The organism is Wolbachia endosymbiont of Cylisticus convexus (genome assembly GCF_003344345.1).
This window is the reverse complement of the sequence record NZ_QPIP01000008.1, coordinates 1-18,333: the sequence shown is the minus strand read 5'-3', so window position 1 is coordinate 18,333 and position 18,333 is coordinate 1. Positions and strand designations below refer to the sequence as shown.

The window sequence follows — 18,333 nt, the reverse complement described above, 5'->3', positions numbered from 1 at the left end:
TAAAGAGATAACTCAAGGTGTCCTTAATCAATCTATAATTGAGGTATTATGCAGTATTAAGAAATATCAGATGGTATGTACGACGTTGTATTTTGAATTCAGTGTTCTTTTTCCTTCATCCCAGTATCCCTATGATGTCATCCCAGTGCGTGACACTGGGATGACAAAAAAAGCACCCTGAAATGACAGATACTATAACAAGAAACTCAATAACTTAAAATAGATAATTGAAGCTTTTAATTAAGAAAAATACATCACTAAATTATGTAGATATAGTTATTATAAGCAACACTGAAAAAGTGCGGAAGTAAAAATTTATGAAAGAACATTATGTATATACACTTCTTGTAAATCTACATTTTGCCACTCTTCTATTACGTTTTGTCGCTCTTTTATTTCTTTTATCTCAGCATTAAGTTTCGATATTGCATATTTAGCGTAACCAGATGCTAATGCTGTTGTTACAAACATAGCTATTGCTGTCGCAACAGATGTTAATGTACTTTCCACTGTCTCGGTTACCAAAAGCGTCGCTGATACAACACTCCCTAACACTGCAACTGAACTACTAACAACCATACTATCTTCAACTACCTTATTTTTCAAAAACCATTTTATATCCTTTACCGTATCTTCCTGATGATTTATAATGGCATAATAGAAAGGAGTCTTTTGCTGCTCATCTTTTTCATAAACATTTGCACCTTGAGTTAATAGAGCATTTACTATCTCTACATAGCCATTTGTAGCAGCATAATGTAAAGGAGTTTTCTGCAAACTATCTTTTTCATGAACACTTGCGCCTTTCGCTAATAGAGCATCTACTGCCTCTACACAGTTATTTACAGTAGCATAATGCAAAGGAGTACAAATATTCCCATCTTTTACATTAACATATACACCTCTTTTTTAGTAGAACATTTATTACCTCTACGAGGTCATACATAGTAGCATAATGCAAGGGAGCCCGACCATTGCTATCTTTTACATTAATATCTGCACCTTTATTTAGTAGAGCATTTACTGCATCTATAAATCCATTACGAGCGGCATGATGCAAAGCAGTCCCCTTATTTTCATCTTCTACATTAACATCCGCACCTTTTTCTAGTAGAGTATTTACTACATCTATGAAGTTATGTATAGTAGCATAATGCAAAGGAGTCTGACCACTTCTATCTTTTACATTAATATCTGCACCTCTATTTAGTAGAGCATTTACTGCACCTACACATCTACTACAAACGGCATGATGCAAAGCAGTCTCCTTATTTTCATCTTCTACATTAACATCCGCATGCCTATCTAATAAAACATTCACTAAATCCTTATAGCCAGCTGCAGCAGCTGCAATTAATAATGTAAATTCGGCATCAGGATCACTTTGAGTAAATATGTGATTTATACTAAAATTTTTATTTTCCCACTCTTGATACGTGTTTGCATCTTCCCTTTGTAATACTTCTTTTATTTTATTAATTACGTTATCTTTATTTACACCTGTATCCTTATCAATTGCACTTAATATTTTTCTAAAATTTTTAAAGTTCATTGTTACCTCCTATAACTTTATGACGCAGTTACTACACAATTACACACAAAAGTAAATATATTTTTAGGAGTGATTGAGAAAAGATTATAACCAAACTATAGGATAATATGCAAAACCCAGTAATTTGCAGTAAATAATTGATGTATTTAATTGAGAGAAATATGTGATGTAACTATAGTCATTATAAACAACAATAGAAAAACATGGAAGTAAAAAATTTATGTTGACCTTATAATATCAATTCTGTAACATAATATTAGAAATAAAAATGGTAGTGAAAATGAAATTTGAGCTTTCAAAAAAAAATAGTGAAAGAGTTTTATCTGGTGTAAAATGGATTACTAATGCTGGCCAAAACTATCTTACACAGCTGAATGGTAAATCGGCTAGTTCTGGAAAAAAGTTAATCAATGCTTTTTTACTTATTCCAGTTATCGTATCCACTGCGATAACAGCATTATCTTTTGGTTTGACTATGCTTTTTTTGAATGCTGTTAATACTCAAGAAAACGATTCTAAATTATCTAAAGTAGCAAAAGGCGTAGCTAGAATCTTAATCTATACAGCTGCTGCTGCGATTTTAATTCCGTGCATTGTATTAAATTTAGCAGTTTCACTGATACCATTTCTTATTTTTCTAGCTATCAATAAAGATATATTTAGTCAAAAAGACATAGAAAAAGGTGAAGCTCAAACAGCAAGTCCAGTTACGATAGAAAAATACAATAAGTGCGTTGAAGAAGAAGCTCATAAATTAGTACAACAGGACGATGTGGAACAAGATCAATCAGGTACTGATTTATATCAATCATTAACAAGAAGTGGTCAACTACATAATCAATCAAATGTAGAGGTAATATATCGAGTAGTGGAAGGTAAGCAAGCTATAGACCAGACTGTCACGGCAAAAAACATAAACAATGATGGTATACGAGATGGTAAAGCAATGATAAGAACAGTTGGAAATGACTGTAGTGTAAGCATGCAAGGAATCATGACTGGAGGTCTTCGTGACCAACAAAAAAGTTTTGCTACTGGTTTCAGACTTCAATGCGATCTTCTTCCAAAAAATGGTGTAGATTTGCAATTTGGCATGAGCATGCGTACAGGAAATACTCAACAAGAAGCAACACAAGCACTAATGCAAAGTGACTCAGCACGCACTTTGCTCTCTGGCAATCATGGAATATTGTCTATAGAGCATCCTGGTAGCTCACAACAAAAATAGATTTGGTTGACAAACAAAGGAAAATGTAGTACAATAGCAGCATTAATATTAACTTAAACTAATTATGCCAGCAGTAGTAAATACACCAGATAACATACAAAGACCGTCAAAATTAAAAAAAGCAAGAGATATTTTACTAGCCCCTGTGAGGTGGCTTGTCATCGGTTTAGCTATAGCATTACTTGTAGCATTTACTATTCTTGTCCTAGTATTAATTCTAGTCGCCCAAGCATTGGGTAAGCTATATAAGCTTGTAGGAGGCAAATTACCAGAATGGTTAGAGCAAAGAGGTGAAGCATTTATGGAGGCAGCACGTATTCCACAAACAACACATGATACTGATGTTAATACTGCAATCAGTATTAACGTTCAAAAGCTAAGAGAAAATTATGGTGAACCTGATGTTGGAGATGGATTTATAAAAGAAATAGAAGATTTTATTAATGAGCTAGAGTGCATAGCAAATGACGCGCAGAAAGCTGCAGATAAAGGTCAACTTACAGAAGATGAGAAAAAATATGCGTTTATATGCTTGAAGCGTATAAAAAATCACCACGATACGCATAGTGGAAGCGAGTTAACATTAAAGCAAGTTTTAAGTTTGGTTTGGAAAGCTTGTAATGATAAAAATAAAGGTAGTATCGATACACGCATATTCCAAAGAAAATACCAGCTAGTTAAGCATCTAGTGGAATCACAAACAGAGTATGGAGGGGGTTTAGGCGCATGTTTCACTGGCACCTTTAACAGTATTATCTCTTCCTTGTATATCTTTGAAGAGTTTACCTTTTTGCAAAAAGCGAATAAGGATACTATAAAGCAGGAATTCGAAAATGAGTTGCAAAAAAAGGGAGAAGAACTATTTAATCAGCTTTCCAATGACAAAGAAAAAAAAGAAGTTGCAGAAGCTTTAAGTAATCCTTCTACAAATTTCTTTACTAGCTTTATAGAATCATTTAAAAACCACTCTGCGCGTGCAGTTTTAGGTGATAAAGAATGTGATAAGCTAATAAAAGAGCATTTTTGTAACCTTCAGTACAGTAACACAATATCACGCTTTACCTAAAGTAATCACTTAACTAACGGCAAAGTGATACCATGTTGGTTCATATATTTTCCCTTCATATCATCATATGATTTCTCGCACTCACCTTCGCCGCTTAAAAACACAAATTGGCATGCACCTTCATTAGCGTAAATTTTTGCAGGAAGTGGAGTAGTGTTTGAGAATTCAAGTGTGACATGACCTTCCCATCCAGGTTCTAAAGGTGTGACGTTTACTATAATACCACATCTTGCATAAGTTGATTTACCAACACAAATTACGAGTATATTCCTTGGTATACGAAAATATTCCACTGTGCTGGCAAGTACAAAACTATTTGGTGGAATTATACATACATCTGTTTCCTTATCTATGAAACTATTCTCAGAAAAATTCTTGGGATCTACAATAGCTGAATTAACATTAGTAAAAATCTTAAACTTATTATCTACTCTTGCATCATATCCATAAGACGATAATCCGAAAGATACAACACCCTTACTGCTTTTATGATTCACAAAAGGCTCTATCATTCCAGAGTTTTCAGCTTTGTCCCTTATCCATTTATCTGGCATAACTGCCATAATTTTCCCTTAAAGTTTTGTAATACTTACAATAATATGAAATAAAATTTAAATGTAAACTATAGAGCGTTTTGTAGAGCTACTTGACTGCAATTAAAAATATTAAGAAATTTACTAAGCAGAAAAAATGGTGTCATTCAAGTAGCTAACACTGGGATCCATATATAACAAATCATGTAATGAACAAAAGATTGTAGGAGTATATGTCAAAAACAATGTTTGTGATGAAATAGACTGGATTCCAGCGTCGCACGCTGGAATGACACCATTTTCGGTCTCTAAAATTACTTTAGCTACAAATATTAATAAATTTACTAAATAGAAAAAAGGCAAAAAAATCCCTGAGTAGTGAGTTTTGACCCTATGATAATTTAAACTGGCGCTGTAATAATGTGCTAACGCTTAAAATAAGCGCGATTTGGCTGAATGTAGAAAAAATAAAAAAGACATGCAGCCGCTATAATTTTATGTAATCCGCCAATAAGTACCCTAAGTTTTTTACTGAATTTTTGTTGTTGAGCCTGCAGGTCAAAAACAAGTTTTGAGTCATAAATACCCTTAAGGTTAAGGTAATCGTCATAGAGAGGTTTGTCAAGACCTAAATGACTCTCAGTAAAAATTACACGGTTATGCAAGATGTTCGCTTTAATTTTTTCTACTAAGTAATAATAAGCTACCTATACAAAAATAAATTGGCAATATTTCAAGCCTGCCAAGCAGCATCAAAAACGATAGAAATAGCTTTACTCCACCACTAAAGGAGGAATAATTACCTGAAGGACCTATTAGGTTACTGAATCCTGGACCAGAATTTGTAAGCATCGCAGAAACTGAGCTAATACTGGTTACAAAATCCGCATTGCTCAAGTAAGACATCACTATTGATGATACAGTGAACGTTAATATGTAAATTGCAAAAAACGTAAAGACAGATTGAACTTCATCATTCTCCAATATTTTACAATTGAATTTTACTCTATCATTTGCGCTTGGATTTAATAAAGAGCGAAAGTAATTTCTTATAGACCTTAGAAAAACGATCAAGCGGAAGATTTTGATTCCACCACTGGCAGAACCACTACATCCACCAATAAAGGTTAGAAAGAAAGCTAAGACTGAAATGAAGCTCCAATCTACATAATTGCACATTACATAACCGGTTGATGTGATAAAAGAGGTAATGGTAAATGTGCTGTACCTAAATGATAAAAATGCTCCTAAGTTAAAATTTTTATATAACCAAAAATAAGCAAACAAAGATGAGATAATCAATATCTTAATAAAGCAAGAGACCTGTTCATCATGGTAAACGTCTAATCGTCTTATAATTTTTAAATAGCTAAGAAAAGGTAGAGAACCCAAAATCATAAAAATGATTGTTATGACTTCTAACATAGAGTTATTGTAGTGACCTATAGAATCGTTATAGTTAGCAAATCCACCAGTTGATACAGCGGACATTCCATGACATATTGCGTCAAATAATGGCATACCAGCTAGATAATAGGAAAATATGCACAATAAAATTAAGCCATAATATATTTCTGCAATATGTATCACTACGCTTCGCGTATGTGGCAACCTTCTTTTGATAGCATCTGAATATTCAGAATAGAGTAAATTATTTAAGCTCAAAACCTTAAACATGGGAAAAGCTGCAATTCCTATAGTAATTACTCCAAATCCTCCTATACCATGCAGCATTGCTCTCCATAGCAATATTCCCGGAGATTGTTGTTCAATGTCACTGAGCACAGTTGCTCCTGTGGTTGTAATCCCAGATACTGCTTCAAATAGTGCATCGATGTAGCTTAGACTATCAAGATAGAATGGAATAGCTGCAAATAGAGATAATACAATCCAGGTACAACTGGTAATCGCAAAAATTGCTGGCATTCCATGTAACTTATTTAGCTTACCCAGTAAAATAAAAATTGCACTAAATGTACAGGTAACTATAAATCCAACCAGAAAATTTTTCCATTCGTAACCTAGATAACTATTAGTAATAGCAGGAATAAGCATTGCTAAGCCAAACAACAATAGGAAAATTCCCACAATAAACGCAATTGAACGTAAAGTTTGCAGATTTTCCATAGATAGTACCGCGAAAGCTATATATTATTTAAATTTCAACCGCTTTGCTAATTTTTTCTTTTGACTTAATATGCGTATCTACAGTAACTAAATTTATAGCTCTTTTCATAATAGTCCGAAAAGCTTATAGAAAAGCAGAATCAACAGCATGACGAAAAATAGAGGGATGTTTTTCCTAGCTCTGTTTTTTATAGCAAACCAATGATGCTCAATTTTGTTAAAATCGGGAGAATAAGGCGGTAGATATAAAATTTCTGCACCAACTCCTTTAGCAAGTTCAGTAATCTTATTAGATTTATGAAAAGTAGCATTATCAAAGTTTGTCCAGATCAGTGTCAGAAATTGCTCAAACCATTTATTAACATATTACAGTGGCCTTCAAATGTTAACGGAACAACTATTTTTCTGCCTTTTAAGGCTGCAATCATGCTGAGTTTTCTTGCCAGATTTTAGGGCATAAAACCGCTGCGCAATATCCATACTGGCTTATTACATCTTTTTATTTCATTATGGTTTATATCAATATCTGGTAACTATCCATTAATCTGCGATTGTGACATATCAGATGCGTTAAACAAGCCTACCAACCTTGAGCTGCTGGCTTATGTACTAATTTTTACTGCAGCATCTCTTAGAGCAATTTATTATGGAATAAAGCATAATGATTCTGTTATGTGCAACATCGGCGTAATTTTTTTTATAATTAATCTATATACTAGGTTTTTTGAACATTTTAATTTTAGCAATACTCATTTTTCTGTGCTTTTTTCGATCTTAGGTGTAAGCTTATGGATTATAGTTATAAAAGCTGAAAAAATCTTCAATATCAGCTTAATTTATAACGAAAATCAAGCGGCAAAAGAGAGTTTATGAAATTTTCTTATAGATCAGCTTTGTAAATAGCCTAAAAAAGTTATTAGTGGTTACCTCTGCTACTTCATCCGGTGACTCATTCCACAGCTCTGCCAAACAACTCACAACATATTTTACCATTGCCGGTTCATTTTTTTTCCTCTATAAGGCTCAGGTGACAGGTAAGGTGCATCAGTTTCAACTAAAACACGCTCACGTGGTACATTTTGTGCAATTTCTCTGAGTAAGCTCGCATTTTTAAAAGTGATAATTCCAGAAAATGAGATGTACAATTCTAAATCCATAGCTTTATAAGCAAGCTCTTTAGAGGAAGCAAAGCAGTGCATTACTCCATTAAAAGCGTCATTCTTCATCTCTGAATTTAACATATCAATCATCTCGCTATCAGCACTTCTAGTGTGAATAACTAAGGGTAATCCTGTTACTCTTGCCGCTTCTATGTGTGATGCAAAACTTTTCTTTTGATTGCTTTTGTTATCAGATTTATAAAAATCTAATCCGGTTTCACCGATACTAATTACCTTTTGATCCTTAGTAAACTCCATCAATTCATCAACATGTATACACTCACCTTTTTCCACAGTAGCATCAAGCGGATGTATACCAACAGAGTAGTAGACTTGATCATAGGATGAAGAGATTTTTAATAATTTAGGGATATCATCAACGCTTATGCATATGTTATGCAAAATTCTCACACCATTTTGTTCTGCCCTTGAAATTACTTTCGGTATTTCATCATTAGAAAAATAAAGTAGATGACAATGAGAATCAACTATCATAAATAGATCCTTTTATGATAGAAGAAAACTCTTCTATCACTGTTTTATAAACTTCTTTTTTGAACGGTATGGCACTGGCTACCAAATCATCCACATTTTGCCAACGCCACTCCTTGAACTCTGGATGATCAGTATAGTTAATATTAATATCCTTATCCTCCCCATAAAATTTCATTAAGAACCACCTTTGCTTTTGGCCAAAATATCTCCCATTCCAGCATGTTGGTATAACTTCCTCAGGTAAGTTGTAGTGTATCCACTCTTTATTTTTAGTCACAACTTCTACTTTATCAGTACCAACTTCCTCCAATAGCTCACGTAGTGCTGCCTGCTTTAGCTCTTCACCATCGTCAATTCCCCCTTGTGGCATCTGCCAATAAGAGTCACTATCAAAGCGTTTTCCAATAAAAACATTCCCCTGTTTATTAAATAGCATTATGCCAACACAAGGGCGATACTTTTTCTCTTGCCTAATCACAAATACTCTCTGTTACTAAATTATCTGTCATAGAAGCTCCAACTACTTTATGTACCATTTATTCTTTCAACAATTTTTTTTGCAACTTCCTTTCATTTGTAAATATATAATGCTTTATGGTATTTTTCCAATATTGCTAACATATTCTCTCTAATCACAAAAATTTTTTCCCATATTTCACTTGTAACCTCAGCGTTTCTGAAGTCAATCATATCAAATATGATATTATTAAACAGGTTATTTTCTACTATTACCCCATCAATAATATTACACATCTCTTTTGCAATCGTAAGTTTGCCACTACCTGATTAAGTAAATGATCATATCATCAGAAAACTATCATGCATTACAAATAAAAGAATATGTATTATAAACGTTATGCTAAAAGCATATCAAAAATAGTTCATATTCAGAAGTTTTGAGTGTATAATCATAAATAAATTATATGGTTTAGAATAATGACTGGTGATACAGAATCAATAAAAAGTACGATTGTAGATGTAATAGATCAAAACAAAGGTCACGATATAGTTACTTTTGATGTGCAGAATAAAACCGTCATTGCAAAATATATGATCATTGCATCTGGTGATTCGAGCCGCCATGTGAAAGCGTTAGCTGAGCACGTAATGGAAAATCTTAAGCAATATGATAAAATAGATGTAGAAGGTATGGATGAAGGTAATTGGGTGATTGTGAATTTTCAAGGCATAATGGTTCACATATTCAGGCCAGAAGTAAGGGAGTATTATAAAATAGAAGAGTTATGGGGCTGATTGTCTTGGCCATTCAAGTACAACTGTATAAGTATTGCACCTTTAGGATAGCTTCTCAAGAAAAGGCGTCATTCCAGTGCTTGACACTGGAATCCAGAAAAATTAATTATAAACGAGCACACTATACAACGTTTTTGATGAAATTTCATAATAAACTGGATTCCAGTGTCAAGCACTGGAATGACGCCATCGTTAACAACACCGTTTACACACAAAATAACATATTATGAAACACAAGTCCGAATTTTTAAACTTCATTCAAGAAAGAGGATACCTATATCAATGTACAAACATCGAAGGGTTAGACCAGCTATTATCACAAGATAATTATATAATTGTATACATTGGGTTTGATTGTACTGCACCAAGTCTGCATATTGGTAGTCTCATTCAAATTATGATGCTCCGCCACCTACAAAAATTTGGTTATAAGCCAATAGTTCTACTTGGAGGTGGCACAACAAAAATTGGTGACCCTTCTGGCAAAGACAAAGCAAGAAGCGTCTTGCCTATAGAAGATATCAATCAAAATATACTAGGTATAAGGAAAACACTCGAGAAAATGATATCTTTCAATGATGGAAAGACCGGTGCAATCATAGTAAACAACGCAGATTGGCTAGATAACATAAAATACATAGACTTTTTGCGTGATATAGGAGCACATTTTTCTATAAATCGTATGCTAAGTTTTGACAGTGTAAAAATTAGGCTCGATAGAGAGCAAAATTTAAGCTTTATCGAGTTTAACTACATGTTGTTACAAGCCTATGATTTTGTCGAGTTGAATAAAAAGTATGGCTGTCGTCTCCAGATTGGAGGGTCAGACCAATGGGGAAATATAGTAAACGGAATTGAACTTGGCAAAAAATTGAATTTATCTGAGCTGTTTGGTCTTACCACGCCTCTTTTATTAAACGCACAAGGAAAAAAGATGGGCAAAACTGAAAGTGGAGCTATATGGCTTGATGGCAGTATGCTAAACCCTTATGACTACTGGCAATATTTTCGCAATGTTGATGATCAAGATGTTGGTCGTTTTTTGAGACTTTTTACCGATTTATCAATTGATGAAATTAAAAAACTAGAGTCCTTGAAGGATCAAGAAATAAATGAAGCAAAAAAGGTCTTGGCAACAGAAGTGACAAAAATATGTCATGGTTGCAAAGAAGCGGAACTTGCACGATCTGCTGCAATCTCTGCTTTTGAAAATGAAGACAGTTCATTGCTTTCTGGTTACACTATCACAAGAGAACAAGTTGCAAGTGGCATACCCTTGATAGATCTGCTGCATGACACCGGTTTTGAACCTTCAAAAAGTGCAGCAAAGCGTTTAATACAGGGCAATGGATGCAAGATTAATGATAATGTTGTAAATAATATTGATCATGTAATAAATTTCGAGAGCTTTAAAGGTCAGCCATTTATCAAATTATCTGCAGGAAAGAAACGTCATATCAAAGTTGTGGTGGGTTAGATTTTGAAGCGAGAAAGTAAATTTCATACAAATGAGAAATTGTGTATAAAACAACTGAAAAGATATTAGAAAGCGAAATTCTATTATATACAACTTCAAATGGAGATATACGGACTGACGTTTTGTATCATGCATTAGAACAATTAATGAGCATTTACAAAACATATTTCGTATCTGTTCAGGGAAGTTGGCTAATGTGCAAATAAAGTGCGTAGCTGTACGAACATTGTGGCAATTTGCGTAGTAAATGATGTCATCCCAGTGCTTGACAGGCTTTGTTGCATAGCGGAATTAAAAGAAAGTAGTGGTTATAAAAGAAGCAAAATTATGTTACTAATCGAAACTTTGGCATTCCAATATCGATAAATTTATTAAGTAAATAACATTTAACAATCATCTCTTTTTCGCGGTTGATCTCAGATTTATTGCGAAAATTAAATCCAAAAATCTGCTTTAATCGTGAAAAGAATGCTTCTATGTATGACCTTTTGCTGTACCCTACCTCTTTTTTCCATTGCTTTCTGCAGTATCTCCATCAAATAACCTAACTGCAACATTGCGTTCGGCCATATAATTTAAATTTTTGTGCTCTACTGCGTCAATTTTTGGTGGAATTCTCGTTTTTATTCTGAACTTGTAGCATTGCTCGTAAATCATGCATATACACCATCTGCATATAACGTTCCTATTTTACCATAGTTATCTTTCAATAGATCACTAGCTATCCAGTGGTCAGGATAATATAGTTCAGTGTATTTTAAATCCATAACTTTTTTGCTGCTTATATCTAACATTACATGCATTTTTCTTGCTTGTTCTCGTCCTCTGTATTGCCTAATTTCATTATTTTTTTTGTTATGACCAGCAGTTGTGTTATAGACGCTAATACCAGTGCTATCTATAGCGATTTCGATATTTTCCATATTACTCTTATCTATTCTATTATCATTAATTTTTATGTTAAGTTTTCTAAATCTTCTTGAAGCCTGCGAATAGCTGATAACTTGTAAACTTTTTCTTATTTGCTCGAGGTATCCTGCTATAAATCCCACTGTTTGCCTCATACCAATCCTAAATAGATAAGTTATTATGTGAACCAAAATCACAACTTTATCGCTGTAAATATTGTTTCCACCGGACACTTTTGGGCTATTTTCGTACCAATTTTCTATAGCATCATTGATATAACAAAAAATATTTCCCCTCTCTTGGAGAAATTTGTTATATTCACCTTGGTTACTGACTCTCATTTCTTGTGACATATTTATCCTTAATCAGTTTGTCATTTTATAATGAATTTTGTCAGTAATCACTAGTTTTTCTGCTGCTATGCAACAAAGCCTGCTTGACACTGGGATTCATTTTTCCATCACCATCAAAAACGCTGCATTTTAACACAAAAAATTAGCTACTTTTACATTCACCAACTCAGCTAGTGTCTGAGCACTGAGATCTGATATGCTTAAATCATAATGTCCGTACAGCTGCGACCCTAGAGACCCCAACTATGGATTAGCTAGCAAAGAAAGGAGTAGAAATAGAGGGCTTTTTCGACTGCATGGAATAGGAAATCAAGACAGAAAAACATGAATTAGGAAATTTATTGGTGATCTGTGTCTTGTATGCTCAATCTCAAACTTGTTTTTCAAGGAATCAAAAACCGTCTCAACAATCGATCTTTTTCTTAGCAAAATCTTCTCTTTCAGCGAAATCAGTGCGTTTTTCATACCTTTCTTCACTTTAGTGACGAGTTTTAGGCTTCTATTGAAGAGTTTCTCAAATTCTTTATATAGCCCTTATCTCCAAACAAAAGTCCGGTCAGTTTTTTGGTTAGAGTTGGCACAGGTTTTCTATCGTCAACGTTACCTTTGGTTAGGTTTGAATTTCTCCAATTTCGTTGATCACTAAGTGCAATTTAAAGCCGAAAAACCAACCGTACGTGCTCTTACTAATTTCTGCCAAACCGTCAAAACCTGGAGATCCTTTTTTTGTGGCAAACAGCGATTGTAGAAGTATCGATGTAGGAAGATTTTCGCTTGTTCGCAGAACCATTGTAAAAGTAATCCATAATAACCCGTGATTTAAGAGCGATAAACCGGTCATATGTTGGCAATTGGGGAAACTCTGATTTGTAAAGTGGCAGATAAAGTAGGTAAAAGCTTTGAAATTTTTGCAAGGGGATTATAGAATTATGGTGAGGATTTCTGGAGTGGTAATTCCTGGTATTCTAGTGGGTTTTCTGCTGTTTAATAGGAGCATATTGGCAAAGTTCTCATCGACTATGCGACAAAAATCCTCGACGCAACACTGTAATATCTTTCTTCATGGATGACCTCTTTATTATCGCTAAAATACTGGAGTACCCTATTTTCCTCTTCTTAGCTGTACTTTTATCTATTTTTTAATCCATAGTTGGGGTTAGAGCTACCATACGTGTCAAGTTAAGAGAATACGCCTATAGCAACCATTTAAGGTTTATTTATTATATTTATTTTTTAAGAAATCTTGATCTAAAATAAGATAATTTTTTTAAAAGAGTCTATAAATTACTAATTTTATCGTTTAATATCTAAAATAATTTTTACCGCTTCTCTTCTTTCTTATGCCACTTTTCCTTAACTTGACGCGTATGGGTATCTGAAATGACCAAAGGTATTTTGCTTAATTTTCTCTAGCATATTCTTCCATAGAGTTGCAAGATTATCTAATACCGCATACTGATTTCTCTTTTTATTTTGTACAAATTAATTAAGTAAAGTGAGTACAGTATCCACACTACTAAAAAAAATGTGGCATAAAACATAAACATTACAATGAGTGGCAACAGTAAAGAACTTTCTATTGCTACTCCACCTCTTCTTAGAATACTTGCTGGCTGATGAAGAGTAGACCATAAATTCACAGAAAATTTTACTATGGGAATATTTATAGCACTAAAAATGGCAAATACTGCTGCTGATTTTTCTGCCCTTGCTTTATTGTCAAAAGCGCTCCACAATGAAAGGTAGCCAACATATAGGAAAAATAAAATCAGCATTGAAGTAAGCCTTGCATCCCATACCCACCAAGTGCCCCAAGTTCCTTTTCCCCAAATGCTGCCTGTGATTAAACATATTGCCGAAAAGACTGTCCCTGCAGGAGCAGCAGCATGTGCCAGGACACTAGCAATGCTATTGTTCCACACCAATGAAATGAAACTGAGTGATGCAATGAGTCCATATATTCCAAGAGCAAGCCATGCAGAAGGCACATGAATGTACATAATTCGTACAATTTTTCCTTGTTTATAATCCTCTGGGGAAAAAAATAACGCCAAAAACATTCCAATTAAAAAACATGCGAAACAAATAACCCCAAGCCAAGGTAGTGCTTTTTTAGAGAAAGAAGAGAAATTTGTAGGCTTTAATAAAAACATTTGTTTTGAGGATAATTGTGTTAAGAATTTACCAATTAGTTTGACTTTTATCAACAAGATAGTTTTTCTATATTTACGTAGGTCAATAAATTAGCATAATTTCAGAGCAGGTTGCCTATTTGCCATATGACCCTTAAAAAGCTTAATCTACACTTAGTATCAGATTCAAGTGGTGAAACTGTTATATCAGTTGCAAAATCAGCCCTGAAACACTTTCGTTCTGTAGAAACGATCGAATATGTTTGGTCTTTCGTAAAAGGAGAAGAGCAGATTGACAAAATTCTGGAGGAAATTAATAGAAAAAGTGATGAGCATAATTTTGTTATATGCACCATTACTGATGATGAGCTAAGAAAATATCTAAAAGATAACTGTATAAAGCTGAAAATTCCCTACAGAGCAATATTATCACATATTATTAAGGAAATTTCATCCTATCTTGAAATTGAAAAAGACGAAAAGCTTGACTTGCATACTGAGATAAACAACGAATATTTTCAGCGCATTGACGCAATAAATTACACAATTAATCATGATGATGGACAAAATATTCAAGATATTTATAAAGCAGATATAATTTTGGTTGGAGTTTCACGCACATCAAAATCTCCCACTAGTATGTATTTAGCTTATCGAGGCTACAAGGTTGCAAATGTTCCTTTTATTAGTGAAGTACCCTTTTATGTCGATTCGGCAAATTTAAAAAATAAGCTGGCGATAGGAGTAACAATAAACCCAAGTAGACTAGTAGAAATACGCAAAAATAGACTTACTTCAATTAATAACAAAGATAATAATATATATGCTGATCCTAGAAAAGTAGAAAAGGAAATTAAAGAAGCAGAGGAACTCTTTAAGCAGAATAATTGGCCAATTATTGATGTTACGCGTAAATCAATCGAGGAAGTATCAGCAACAATTATACAATATTTTAATAAAATGTGAAAAATTTACCAATTGACTAACTTTCTATAAATAATCATAATGTAGGGTAATTTAGTTCTTAATATAGATATGAAAGTTAAAGCGTCGCTAAAATCTTATCGCAATAGAGATAAAAATTGTAAAGTTGTGAAAAGGGATGGTAAGATTTACGTTATAAATAAGGTAAAGCCAAGATGTAAAGCGCGTCAAGGTTCTTAGCTTTTTATTCACCTTCTCATATCATATATGGAACCATGGTGGTTGTATCTAGAAAGAAAGAAAAGTTGTTATACTTGAGTATAGCCTTGCTCATTTCTTCTCTTACATTATATTTTAGTATTAGCACGATTACAGGCAAACATGGCTTGTTAACATTAATCCACTTTAAAAAAGAAATCAATTACAATAAACTTTTGCTAAAGGTTATCTCTTTTGGAAAGGAAAAGTTGAACAACAAAGTATTCGGTTTATATGAGGAAAGCTTAGATTTGCTTGATGAGCGAGCAAAAAATGCTTTAGTTTATGTGAACCCTAATGAACTTGTGGTTGTTCTTGACGTACAATAGAAGTAGACTTCTCCTAAGAAACTCACTCAACTAACTCTTCTTGTTGAACTAATATGTAGCCAAATTCGCTCGCTTTTTTGATCAAATTTTTTACAGTTCTATCTTTATAGCGTGTTTCATAGTATTCCATTCCTTTTTCTACATATTCCTGTCCGTATTTGAGCATACTATAAAATATGCATGCCATTTTTCTTGCAGTAGCTGTTATTGCTTTTGGTGCTCCTAGTCGTTTTTTCAATCTTCTGTAGTATGCACCCAACGCACTTTTACTATTTCCTACAGAATGAGCAGCTATTCGCAAAGCATTTGCAGCACGGTTGATGACTTTACGTGTTCTTGTGTTAAACACTTTTTCCCCTGTAACTTTATTAGTAGGACTGAGTCCCAACCACGACGAAAAGTGCTTTTCTGTTGGCCATTTACTATGGTTTATACCAACTTCTGAAATTATGGTTTGTATACTTAATACATCAAATCCAGGAATTTTAGTGAAATCCATACCAGTTATTCGGTGCAGTTCCTCATACAAAGCAAAGCTTTGCTTACTTTTGCTATTTTTATTCTTTTGCTTACTTAGCTGTTTGCTTTCACAAGACTTTGTTTCAAACGTTTTATAATAGGCTTCAATATTTCTATCACATTCTGCTATTTTTTCTTGATAAATATTATATAATTCAAATTCTTGCTTTAGCGTGAATAAGTGTTCCTCTCTATAGTCACCAGCTAACGCTTTTGCAATAGTAGACTGATCATTTTTCATTCGCACGTCCCTGAATTCTGCCAATTTTTCAGAATCTCTTTCGCCTTCAATTATAGCTTCAATGATTTTCATACCAGTTATCCCAGTAATATGACTAATAACCTTGTGTAATTGTATATTCATTTGAATTAATGCCTTCTGCATATGCAGAATATGTGTAGATGCACTTTCAGTGAGATTTTTGCGTTGCCGCACGTAACTGCGCAATACACACATCTGGCCTAAATGATCCATGAAGCAGTCCGTAGCTATGCAGTTGTTGGAGCCATTGGCAATCTTGAACGTCAGACTTCCTACCAGTTTACATGCCGTGCATTTTTACCTCGAATTTGTATGACTCAAGTATTTGAAATCTTACTATTACCCATAAATCTATAAATGGAGAAAAAGCTGCTATTTTACTAATTCAACTTTCTATTATAAATAGATCTATGATCTAAAAATGGAATATATGATGAAAAGAAATATAAGCACCTCAACTGGTAAATGGGCAGAAAGTAAATTTGGAATTGTTAATTTTGGTGATATAAGATCAAGTAAGAGGCTTTTAAAAATAGTTTTGCTGAATCGCCTGAAAGTTCAATCAATCAGGCATGTGAAAGTTGGTCTGAAGCAAACGCTTTTTTCAAAATAAGAATGTAAAAGAAAGTGAGATTTTGGCTTCACATGTTGCTAAAACAGCTGAAAGAATGAAAGCTCACAAAAGAGTTCTTGTGATACAAATTACATTTCATATACTCACCATAAAAAAACAAGAGGATTGGGAGATATTTCAAGAAAAAGGGACAAACCTAAACAGCCTTTACTGTGAGTACAGAAGGCTTGGCGCTAGGAATAAAAGGTTTACTTGAGGCCTACTATTTCTGAAGAAGATAAAAGCCATGTTAAGAAAAACGATACTGTCCATATTGAAGATAAAGAGAGTATAAAGTGGATAGAAACTTTAAAAGAAACAAACATTAGTCTAGATTCATCTCAGACTGAAGCTATAACCATACGCGTCAAGTTAAGAGAATACGCCCAATATAGCAACCATTTAAGGTTTATTTGTTATATTTATTTTTTAAGAAATCTTGATCTAAAATAAGATAATTTTTTTTTAAGAGTCTATAAATTACTAATTTTATCGTTTAATGTCTAAAATAATTTTTACCGCTTCTCTTCTTTCTTATGCTACTTTTCCTTAACTTGACGCCTATGGAAGCTATAACTGTATGCGATAGGGAAGCAGATATGTATGATTTATTTGAAGTTGCACATAGTCTTAACTCAGCAGTTTTAGTAAGAGCTTGCCAAAATAGAATAGAAAATATCGATGTCCTAGAAAAAACGAACAAAAGTTGCGGGAAGTTATTAATTGTGCAGGTATAATAAAAGTTGAAATTCCTGCAAAAGATAATAAGCCAAAAAGGACGGCATATTTAGAGGTTAGGTTTGGAAGCTTCATGATGAATTTATCTAAAAATAATATTAGGCATAAAACGGAAAATTTACCTAATCTTCCACTGTATGCAGTCTATGTTGTTGAAAAAGACTCTTTGCCTGAAATAGATCCACTAGAATGGATGCTATTATTCCAGTCAACAGCTTTAACGAGGCTATTGAAAAAGTTATTGTCTTAGATGGAAAATAGAGATATTACACAAAATTTTAAAATCTGGCCTCAAAATTGAAGCTTGCAACAGCAGAAAGGCTAATGAGATATCTAACAGTGATTGCATGGAGAATTTTCTTTATTACAACAATCGCAAGAACTATTACCGTGTACTACCTTAT

15 protein-coding genes and 7 pseudogenes are annotated in these 18,333 nt (G+C 33.6%); 10 read left to right on the top strand and 12 right to left on the bottom strand.

The features are described 5' to 3' along the window. Window positions 1-315: 315 nt before the first annotated feature. Both Wcon_RS11750 and Wcon_RS11745 read right to left on the bottom strand, forming a co-directional pair. A complete protein-coding gene (locus Wcon_RS11750; protein WP_237349977.1) occupies window positions 316-861 on the bottom strand; it encodes an ankyrin repeat domain-containing protein in 546 nt (181 codons plus the stop codon). A gap of 28 nt (window positions 862-889) precedes the next feature. Continuing rightward, a complete protein-coding gene (locus tag Wcon_RS11745; RefSeq protein ID WP_237349976.1) occupies window positions 890-1,552 on the bottom strand; it encodes an ankyrin repeat domain-containing protein in 663 nt (220 codons plus the stop codon). Window positions 1,553-1,832: 280 nt separating this feature from the next. On the opposite strand from Wcon_RS11745, the gene Wcon_RS01745 reads away from it, so the two are divergent. Together Wcon_RS01745 and Wcon_RS01740 are read left to right on the top strand one after the other, a co-directional pair. Beyond that, entirely contained in the window at window positions 1,833-2,780 is a 948-nt protein-coding gene (locus Wcon_RS01745; protein WP_114516997.1) for a hypothetical protein, read from the top strand. A gap of 64 nt (window positions 2,781-2,844) precedes the next feature. Next, window positions 2,845-3,846, top strand: a complete 1,002-nt coding sequence (locus Wcon_RS01740; protein ID WP_114516996.1) for a hypothetical protein — start codon at window positions 2,845-2,847, stop codon at window positions 3,844-3,846. Window positions 3,847-3,851: 5 nt separating this feature from the next. Here Wcon_RS01740 and dcd read toward each other — a convergent pair whose 3' ends face one another. From dcd to Wcon_RS13000, 6 genes and pseudogenes are all read right to left on the bottom strand, one after another. Continuing rightward, window positions 3,852-4,409 (bottom strand): dCTP deaminase, encoded by a 558-nt coding sequence (gene dcd, locus Wcon_RS01735; protein ID WP_114516995.1) that lies wholly within the window; start codon window positions 4,407-4,409, stop codon window positions 3,852-3,854. 645 nt (window positions 4,410-5,054) lie between these two features. Beyond that, entirely contained in the window at window positions 5,055-6,506 is a 1,452-nt protein-coding gene (locus Wcon_RS01725; protein WP_114516993.1) for a TrkH family potassium uptake protein, read from the bottom strand. A 124-nt stretch (window positions 6,507-6,630) separates the two neighbouring features. Next, window positions 6,631-6,974, bottom strand: a pseudogene (locus tag Wcon_RS01720) (transposase); the annotation flags it as partial. Between the two features lie 399 nt (window positions 6,975-7,373). Continuing rightward, a pseudogene (locus Wcon_RS01710) lies at window positions 7,374-8,161 on the bottom strand (TatD family hydrolase). After that, window positions 8,151-8,639, bottom strand: coding sequence for an RNA pyrophosphohydrolase (locus Wcon_RS01705; protein ID WP_114516991.1), 489 nt, complete (start codon window positions 8,637-8,639; stop codon window positions 8,151-8,153). Before Wcon_RS01705 ends, Wcon_RS01710 begins: the two are co-directional and overlap by 11 nt. A gap of 91 nt (window positions 8,640-8,730) precedes the next feature. After that, window positions 8,731-8,914 (bottom strand): annotated as a pseudogene (locus Wcon_RS13000) (AAA family ATPase); the annotation flags it as partial. 183 nt (window positions 8,915-9,097) lie between these two features. Here Wcon_RS13000 and rsfS point away from each other — a divergent pair. Together rsfS and tyrS are read left to right on the top strand one after the other, a co-directional pair. Further along, window positions 9,098-9,415, top strand: coding sequence for a ribosome silencing factor (gene rsfS / locus Wcon_RS01695; protein ID WP_114516990.1), 318 nt, complete (start codon window positions 9,098-9,100; stop codon window positions 9,413-9,415). 226 nt (window positions 9,416-9,641) lie between these two features. Next, window positions 9,642-10,892, top strand: a complete 1,251-nt coding sequence (gene tyrS, locus Wcon_RS01690; RefSeq protein WP_114516989.1) for a tyrosine--tRNA ligase — start codon at window positions 9,642-9,644, stop codon at window positions 10,890-10,892. Between the two features lie 325 nt (window positions 10,893-11,217). On the opposite strand, the pseudogene Wcon_RS13265 reads toward tyrS, so the two are convergent. From Wcon_RS13265 to ccmC, 3 genes and pseudogenes are all read right to left on the bottom strand, one after another. Further along, window positions 11,218-12,154: pseudogene (locus Wcon_RS13265) on the bottom strand (IS5 family transposase). Window positions 12,155-12,404: 250 nt separating this feature from the next. After that, window positions 12,405-13,208: pseudogene (locus Wcon_RS01675) on the bottom strand (IS982 family transposase). 388 nt (window positions 13,209-13,596) lie between these two features. Then, complete coding sequence (ccmC, locus tag Wcon_RS01670) at window positions 13,597-14,307, bottom strand: heme ABC transporter permease CcmC (RefSeq protein WP_114516988.1); 711 nt, start codon at window positions 14,305-14,307, stop codon at window positions 13,597-13,599. Window positions 14,308-14,433: 126 nt separating this feature from the next. Here ccmC and Wcon_RS01665 point away from each other — a divergent pair, with 126 nt between their 5' ends. From Wcon_RS01665 to Wcon_RS01655, 3 genes are all read left to right on the top strand, one after another. Next, window positions 14,434-15,252: a pyruvate, water dikinase regulatory protein gene (locus Wcon_RS01665; protein WP_114516987.1), complete on the top strand. Its 819-nt coding sequence runs from the start codon at window positions 14,434-14,436 to the stop codon at window positions 15,250-15,252. A gap of 69 nt (window positions 15,253-15,321) precedes the next feature. Next, window positions 15,322-15,450, top strand: coding sequence for a type B 50S ribosomal protein L36 (ykgO, locus tag Wcon_RS01660; protein WP_047758654.1), 129 nt, complete (start codon window positions 15,322-15,324; stop codon window positions 15,448-15,450). Window positions 15,451-15,488: 38 nt separating this feature from the next. Further along, window positions 15,489-15,797 carry a septum formation initiator family protein gene (locus Wcon_RS01655; RefSeq protein ID WP_114517009.1) on the top strand — a complete coding sequence of 103 codons (309 nt, stop codon included), beginning with the start codon at window positions 15,489-15,491 and terminating at the stop codon, window positions 15,795-15,797. Window positions 15,798-15,819: 22 nt separating this feature from the next. Here the strand turns inward: Wcon_RS01655 and Wcon_RS01650 are convergent. After that, window positions 15,820-16,924, bottom strand: a pseudogene (locus Wcon_RS01650) (IS110 family RNA-guided transposase); the annotation flags it as partial. An 87-nt stretch (window positions 16,925-17,011) separates the two neighbouring features. Between Wcon_RS01650 and Wcon_RS12995 the strand changes: the two are divergent. From Wcon_RS12995 to Wcon_RS01630, 3 genes and pseudogenes are all read left to right on the top strand, one after another. After that, window positions 17,012-17,191 carry a transposase DNA-binding-containing protein gene (locus tag Wcon_RS12995; protein WP_179947458.1) on the top strand — a complete coding sequence of 60 codons (180 nt, stop codon included), beginning with the start codon at window positions 17,012-17,014 and terminating at the stop codon, window positions 17,189-17,191. A 213-nt stretch (window positions 17,192-17,404) separates the two neighbouring features. Further along, a complete protein-coding gene (locus Wcon_RS12990; RefSeq protein ID WP_114516984.1) occupies window positions 17,405-17,644 on the top strand; it encodes a hypothetical protein in 240 nt (79 codons plus the stop codon). Window positions 17,645-17,754: 110 nt separating this feature from the next. After that, window positions 17,755-18,333: pseudogene (locus Wcon_RS01630) on the top strand (IS4-like element ISWosp2 family transposase); the annotation flags it as partial.